Annotated in this window: 6 protein-coding genes, 1 other RNA gene and 1 pseudogene; 1 reads left to right on the top strand and 7 read right to left on the bottom strand. The window is 68.2% G+C overall.

The window, feature by feature from the left end:
* The 6 genes and pseudogenes from ABTZ94_RS18805 to ftsE all read right to left on the bottom strand — a co-directional run.
* Window positions 1–995: pseudogene (locus ABTZ94_RS18805) on the bottom strand (IS200/IS605 family accessory protein TnpB-related protein); the annotation flags it as partial.
* 492 nt (window positions 996–1,487) lie between these two features.
* Window positions 1,488–1,875, bottom strand: a transfer-messenger RNA (tmRNA) gene (ssrA, locus tag ABTZ94_RS18800).
* Between the two features lie 109 nt (window positions 1,876–1,984).
* Entirely contained in the window at window positions 1,985–2,479 is a 495-nt protein-coding gene (smpB, locus tag ABTZ94_RS18795; RefSeq protein WP_351202176.1) for an SsrA-binding protein SmpB, read from the bottom strand.
* A gap of 18 nt (window positions 2,480–2,497) precedes the next feature.
* Window positions 2,498–3,685 carry a S41 family peptidase gene (locus ABTZ94_RS18790; RefSeq protein WP_351202175.1) on the bottom strand — a complete coding sequence of 396 codons (1,188 nt, stop codon included), beginning with the start codon at window positions 3,683–3,685 and terminating at the stop codon, window positions 2,498–2,500.
* Between the two features lie 67 nt (window positions 3,686–3,752).
* Window positions 3,753–4,670: a permease-like cell division protein FtsX gene (gene ftsX / locus ABTZ94_RS18785; protein WP_351202174.1), complete on the bottom strand. Its 918-nt coding sequence runs from the start codon at window positions 4,668–4,670 to the stop codon at window positions 3,753–3,755.
* Between the two features lie 23 nt (window positions 4,671–4,693).
* On the bottom strand, window positions 4,694–5,383 hold the full coding sequence (gene ftsE / locus ABTZ94_RS18780; protein ID WP_351202173.1) for a cell division ATP-binding protein FtsE: 690 nt from the start codon (window positions 5,381–5,383) through the stop codon (window positions 4,694–4,696).
* A gap of 269 nt (window positions 5,384–5,652) precedes the next feature.
* Between ftsE and ABTZ94_RS18775 the strand changes: the two genes are divergently transcribed.
* Window positions 5,653–5,853 carry a hypothetical protein gene (locus ABTZ94_RS18775; protein ID WP_351202172.1) on the top strand — a complete coding sequence of 67 codons (201 nt, stop codon included), beginning with the start codon at window positions 5,653–5,655 and terminating at the stop codon, window positions 5,851–5,853.
* 108 nt (window positions 5,854–5,961) lie between these two features.
* On the opposite strand, the gene ABTZ94_RS18770 is transcribed toward ABTZ94_RS18775, so the two are convergent.
* A partial coding sequence (locus ABTZ94_RS18770; RefSeq protein WP_351202171.1) for an LPXTG cell wall anchor domain-containing protein occupies window positions 5,962–6,489 on the bottom strand: 528 nt, incomplete at its 5' end.

Raw genomic sequence — 6,489 nt, 5'->3', positions numbered from 1 at the left:
TGCGGGTCGCCGATGGGGTTGCCGTGTGGGTCGAGGTGGTAGGCGGCGAAGTGGTCGGCGTTGGTGTCGACGCCGATCATGCCCCGGGCGCGGGCGGTCTCCAGCGGGATGGTCTGCACGACGGGGCGTTGCCAGGACGCGGTGAGGTACCAGCGGCCGCGGTCGGTGTCGAGGTGGATGCGGTAGGCGACGGCCCGGTTCGCGGTGATGCGGTCGGCCCACTCCTGGCCCCGGTGCGCGAAGCCGATCCGGGTGGTGAGGGTGTACCGGCCGTGTTTGGTGTTGGCCAGGTGGGCGAGCGGGGCGGGCAGCTTGATGGACACCTCACCGTCCGGAGTGACGCGGATCGTCTCGTTCCCGAACCGCTTCCCCGACTCACCATCGGCGGCGATGAACCAGCGCTCCGCCTCCCAGCGCTCCCGCCACCGCCCCTCGGTCAGCCGAGCTTTGGTGAGGTGGTGGCGGGTATGGAGGAGACGTTTGCCGCCCCGCACCACACGAACCCGTCCGGCTTGCCGGTCGGCGACAACGGCCGCATGCCGCGCCTCCAGCGCGGCGAGACGCCTGGACTTACTGAACCACTCGCCCTTGGAGCGGTAGCCGCCCGGGGCCCGCTTCGTCCCGGGTTCCCCGACCGGGAGGGACAGGCGGTGGCGCAGCGTCCTGATTCCGACTTCCAGTGTCTGGATGTGTGCGGCCTGGCAGCGGCGGGCCAGTGCCCACTGATCGTGCGTGGCCTTGGTGATCGCACCCGCGATCCGTGACGACGACAGTGCGGTCAGGTTCCGCTTGCGTGACGCCCAGGTGTCCGCGCTGTGCTCCAGGCCATCCGCGCAGCGAGCTTTGAGGTCACGCGAGGCGAGGCGGCCCTGATGCTCACCGACCGCGCGGAGCACGTTCTCGTCGTGGGGCGTGAGGTGCTTGAGACGGTCCCGGACCGCCACCCCGCAAGGCCCCGGCACCACGAAACGACAGGACCCACTCCCACCCACCACAACTCACTTCAGCACAGCAAACCGGCAGCAGCTCGCAACCCCCCGCGAGCCCCGCGGCTGACAACGGTGGTGCGGAGGTTACATCAGCCGCCCACGGACATCCCCCTGATGAGCGGGGAGCGTCGTGCCCGGACCCGGCCCGCAGGCCCCCTCGGGGCCGAGGACACGGAAGCCGGGTTCGACTGCGTGATGGGCCGGCGGCGGTGGGGCACCACGCGCTTGTTGCCGCGACAACGGGCCGCAGGCGCGCGGTTGGCCGGCGTGTGGCAGGCATGGGCACGTGGGGGAGAGGACGAGGACCGGGCACATCTCAGAGCGCCCGCACCGAACTCGTTGCTGGCGCTCTGCCAGTGCTCATAAGCGTGGTGCTCCCGTGGTGCTCCCGCATAGAGGGGTGCCCCCTGCTCTACGACGAAATCGCAGGCCAGAGGGCCGGAAAACAAACGAGGACCCCGTTGCCGGTGGGCAACGGGGTCCTCGTTCACATGGGAATTGTGGAGATGGCGGGAATCGAACCCGCGTCCAACGGTGCAGAACCAGGGCTTCTCCGAGTGCAGTTCGCTGCGCTTTTCTCGGCCCCGGCAGTCACGCGAACAAGCTGCCGACGGGCCCAGCCACTGTTTGATTTCCTTCTGGGTCCCGTGGCCGGGTCCAGAAGTTTAGATCCCTTGATGATGTCAGGATCCGGGTCGGGATCAACCCCGGGCTGACACTCCGCAGAGTCTTCGCTTAGCTGCTAATTAGGCAGCGAGGGCGAAGGCGGAGGAATCGCGCTTGGAATTGGCGATTATTGGTTGCGACATATGGTTTACGAGATCATTGCCGCTTCCTCGACTCGCTTCCCCTGCTTCGACATCCGCTGTCGAAACCGATCATCCCCATGTTGTTTTTTCAAAACACGCACCCGCTGTGAGGTGCAGTGCCATCGTACGTGACCAACGCACGACGATGCCAGCCTATTCCTGCCGGCCCGCCCGTACGCTCCCCGGCTATGCGCTGCGCTGACGCCGGCGCGCCGCCGAGATCGCACGGTTGGTCTCCCGCAGGTCCTGCTTCTCACGCAGGGTCTGCCGCTTGTCGAACTCCTTCTTGCCCTTGGCCAGCGCGATCTCGACCTTGACCCGGCTGTCCTTGAAGTACAGCGCGAGCGGCACGATCGTGTGGCCCGTCTCGCCCGACTTCGACTCCAGCTTGTCGATCTCCGCCCGGTGCAGCAGCAGCTTGCGCTTGCGCTTGGCCGAGTGGTTGGTCCAGGTCCCCTGCACGTACTCGGGGATGTGGATGTTGTGCAGCCAGGCCTCGCCCCCGTCGATCTGGACGAAGCCGTCCACCAGGGAGGCCCGGCCCAGCCGCAGCGACTTGACCTCGGTACCCATGAGCGCGACACCGCACTCGTAGGTGTCGAGGATGTGGTAGTCGTGCCGCGCCTTCTTGTTCTGCGCGATGAGCTTGCGCCCCGTGTCCTTGTCCTTGTCCTTAGCCATAGTGCGACCATTTTCGCACTACGACCCACCCCCGAGGCCACTCAATACCGTCTCGGCCCGCCGCTCGGCCCCGGAGCTGACCGCGAGGTCCGGGGTGATGCCGCGGCCGTCGACGCCGCGGCCCGCCGGGGTGCGGTAGTGGCCGACGGTCAGCTCGGCCACCGAGCCGCCCGGGAGCTTGCTGGGCATCTGGACCGAACCCTTGCCGAAGGTGCGCGATCCGACGGTGACGGCGCGCCCCCGGTCCTGGAGCGCGCCGGTGAGGAGCTCGGCGGCGCTCATCGTGCCGCCGTCGATGAGGACGACGAGGGGGCGGACGATGTCGCCGCCCGGATGTGCGTAGAGAGCGCGTTGCTCGCCGTGCACGTCGTACGTGGCGACCAGGCCGCCGTCCAGGAAGGCGGAGGCGGCGGTCACGGCCTCGGTGACCAGGCCGCCGGAGTTGCCGCGGAGATCGAGCAGCACCCCGGCGCCCGCCGGTGCGTCCCGGACCGCGTCGCGGACCTTGGCGCCCGAGCCCCTGGTGAACGAGTCGACCTCGATCAGTACGGCTGCGGAGGAATCGGACCCGTCCGGCGCGATGCGCCGCACGGTGACGGCCTCGGTGGCGAGCGTGGCCCGGCGCAGCGTCTCGGTCCGAAGGGCGGCGCCTCGCTGAACCCCCAGCACGACGATGGTGCCCGCGTCCGCCTCTGTACGGTCTCCGCGCAGCAGGGCCACGGCCTCGGCGACGGGGCGCTTGTCGATCCGGTGGCCGTCGATCGTACGGAGCAGATCGCCCGGCTCGATGCCGACGCGGTCGGCGGGGCCGCCGGGCTGGACCCGGGCCACCTCGACCATCCCGTCGGCGGAACGCTTCGCGGCGATCCCGACACCGGTGTACGAGCCGTCGAGGGCCTGCTCGAACTCCTCGTACTGCCGCTCGTCGTACACCGCGCCCCAGCGGTCGCCGCTGCGGCTGACGACCTTCTCGGCCGCCTCCTCACCGGACTCGCCGTCGGCCACGGCCCGGGCGGCGGCAGCGGCCACCTCGTCGCCGTCGGCGGTGGAGGCGACGGAACGGGTCGCTATGCCCGAGGTCTTCGCATCGTCGTGCGGCAGCGAGCCGGTGGCCGCCGCGGTGGCCAGCACGGTCGCGAAGACCAATGTCAGGGCAGCTCCGCGGCGCACACCGCGGAGCCCGAAACATTGTGTGGGGCCCGACATGGCGTCGAGTCTAGGACAACGCCCCTGCGGCACACGGCCGGTTGGCCGTGTGCCGCAGGGGCGCTTGTCACACCTTCAGGTACTTGCGGAGCGCGAAGAGAGCCGCAACGGCGGGCATCAGCAGACCGATTGCCAGGACCAGGGGCAGCTTGGTGAAGACCGCGTCCCAGCCGATGAAGTCGATCAGATTCAGCTTGCTCTGCAGTGCCAGACCGCCGTCGATCAGGAAGTACCGGCCGGCCAGCAGCATCACGCAGGCGAGCACACCACCGATGAGACCGGCGAACGCGGCCTCCATGATGAACGGCATCTGGATGTAGAAGCCGGAGGCGCCGACGAGCCGCATGATGCCGGTTTCGCGCCGCCGGCTGAACGCGGACACCCGGACGGTGTTCACGATCAGCATCAGCGCAATGACCAGCATCAGCGCCATCACGAAGAGGGCGGCCACATTCATGCCGTTCATCAGCTGGAAGAGGTTGTCCAGGATGGATCTCTGGTCCTGGACGGACTGCACCCCGTCACGGCCGGCGAAGGCGGTGGCGACGACCTTGTACTTCTTCGGGTCGTGGAGCTTGACCCGGAACGACTCCTGCATCTGGTCCGGCGTGATGTTGCTCGCCATGGGCGAGTCGCCGAACTGCTGCTGGTAGTGCTTGTACGCCTGGTCGGCCGACTCGTACGTGACCGTGTCGACGACCTTCATCTTCTGGAGGTCGCCCTCGATCTCCTTCTTCTGCTCGGCGGTGACAGCACCCTTGGCGCACTTGGGCGTCGAGGTCACATCACTCTTGCTGCACAGGAAGATCGAGACGTTGACCTTGTCGTACCAGTAGTCCTTCATCGTGCTGACCTGCTCGCGCATGAGCAGCGCGCCGCCGAACAGGGCTAGCGAGAGGGCGACGGAGACGATGACCGCGAAGGTCATCGTGAGGTTGCGACGGAGGCCGACGCCGATCTCCGACAGGACGAACTGGGCGCGCATGGCGTCCTTTCAGTGCTCGATGCTCAGTGCTGGTAGCCGTAGACGCCGCGGGCCTGGTCGCGTACGAGACGGCCCTGCTCCAGCTCGATGACGCGCTTGCGCATCTGGTCGACGATGTTCTGGTCGTGGGTCGCCATGATCACGGTGGTGCCGGTCCGGTTGATCCGGTCCAGCAGCTTCATGATGCCGACGGAGGTCTGCGGGTCGAGGTTGCCGGTCGGCTCGTCCGCGATCAGCAGCATCGGACGGTTCACGAACGCCCGCGCGATCGCCACGCGCTGCTGCTCACCACCGGAGAGTTGACCGGGCATCCGGTCCTCCTTGCCGCCGAGGCCGACCAGGTCGAGAACCTGGGGCACCGCCTTGCGGATCTCACCGCGCGGCTTGCCGATGACCTCCTGCGCGAACGCCACGTTCTCCGCGACGGTCTTGTTGGGGAGGAGGCGGAAGTCCTGGAACACCGTGCCCAACTGGCGTCGCATGTGCGGCACCTTCCAGTTGGACAAGCGCGCGAGGTCCTTGCCCAGGACGTGAACCATGCCCTGGCTGGCCCGCTCTTCGCGGAGGATGAGTCTCATGAAGGTGGACTTGCCGGAGCCGGAGGAGCCCACCAGGAAGACGAACTCGCCCTTCTCGATATCGAGAGACACATCCCGTAGAGCGGGACGGCTCTGCTTCGGGTAGGTCTTGGAGACGTTGTCGAATCGGATCACGGATGCACCACGGTCGGCCGGGAGTAGGTGTGCGTGACCATACGCGAACCGGACTGACGCGTGCAGGCGCACGTCCGGCAATGGGTGATTTATGGCGGAACGGCACCGGTCGAAAGCGGGGGCCGAAACCCTACGGAACGGGTGATGTCCGGCGGGCCGCGCCGAAATCCGCGCGAGCTGGCACAGTGGTAGGGGAACGGTTGCGTTTCCATGAGCGTTGTGCGGAGTGAAGGCGTATGCGGCTCCGCCGCGCGGGAGGAGGAAAGCGCATGACCTATGACCGACTGGTGTGCGCAAACTGCGCGGCACCCGTGAACGAGGGCCGATGCCCCGTATGCCGGGCAAGCCGCGCGCGGCTGCAGCAGGAACAGGGGCAGGGAGTGTTCGCGGGACTGAGCCCTGTGACACTGGTGGCCCTGCTGGTGGTGCTGCTGGGCGCGCTGGCACTGCTGGCGCACCAGACCGTGTAGCCGAGGCCGTCCGTCCACCCGCAAGAGCGTGTACGTGTACGCAGAGGGGCCGGGGATGCCGACAGGCATTCCCGGCCCCTCTGTGCGTAGCTGTACCGCAGGCGCCCCTTAGGCGACCGTACGGCCGTTCACCAGGCGCGGCAGGATCCGGAAGCCGATGCCTCCGGCAATCATCGTCGCGGCGCCGACCAGCAGGAACGTGGTCTCGGCGGCGCCGGTCTCGGCGAGCTCGTCCTTGCCCTTGCTCTGCTCGACCGGCTGGTTGCCGGCCGAGTCGGGAGTGGTGTTGTCCGCGCACTTCGCACCGTCGAGGTCGACGGTGCAGGTGTCGCCACCAGTCGCGGAGCCGGAGGAGGCGCTACCGGTGGTGGAGCCGGTGTCGCCACCGGTCACACCGCCGTCCGAGGCACCACCGTGGTTGCCGGTACCACCGTGGTTGCCGGTACCACCCTGGTTGCCCGCACCACCCTGGTTGCCCGCACCACCCTGGTTACCGGCACCACCCTGGTTGCCCGCACCACCCTGGTTACCCGCACCACCCTGGTCGCCCGCACCACCCTGGTCGCCCGCACCACCCTGGTCGCCCGCACCACCCTGGTCGCCCGCACCACCCTGGTCGCCCGCACCACCCTGGTC

Origin of the sequence: Streptomyces sp. NPDC002785, from assembly GCF_040295565.1 — a bacterium.
Taxonomy (GTDB): domain Bacteria; phylum Actinomycetota; class Actinomycetes; order Streptomycetales; family Streptomycetaceae; genus Streptomyces.
The sequence above is the reverse complement of the archived record's forward strand: the minus strand, read 5'-3'. Positions and strand labels throughout refer to the sequence as shown.

What these genes read in the sequence shown, in the direction of transcription:
- smpB (WP_351202176.1), bottom strand. Translation starts at nt 2,479, where the DNA reads ATGGCTAAGGACAAGGACAAGGACACGGGGCGCAAGCTCATCGCGCAG.
- ABTZ94_RS18790 (WP_351202175.1), bottom strand. Translation starts at nt 3,685, where the DNA reads ATGTCGGGCCCCACACAATGTTTCGGGCTCCGCGGTGTGCGCCGCGGA.
- ftsX (WP_351202174.1), bottom strand. Translation starts at nt 4,670, where the DNA reads ATGCGCGCCCAGTTCGTCCTGTCGGAGATCGGCGTCGGCCTCCGTCGC.
- ABTZ94_RS18775 (WP_351202172.1), top strand. Translation starts at nt 5,653, where the DNA reads ATGACCTATGACCGACTGGTGTGCGCAAACTGCGCGGCACCCGTGAAC.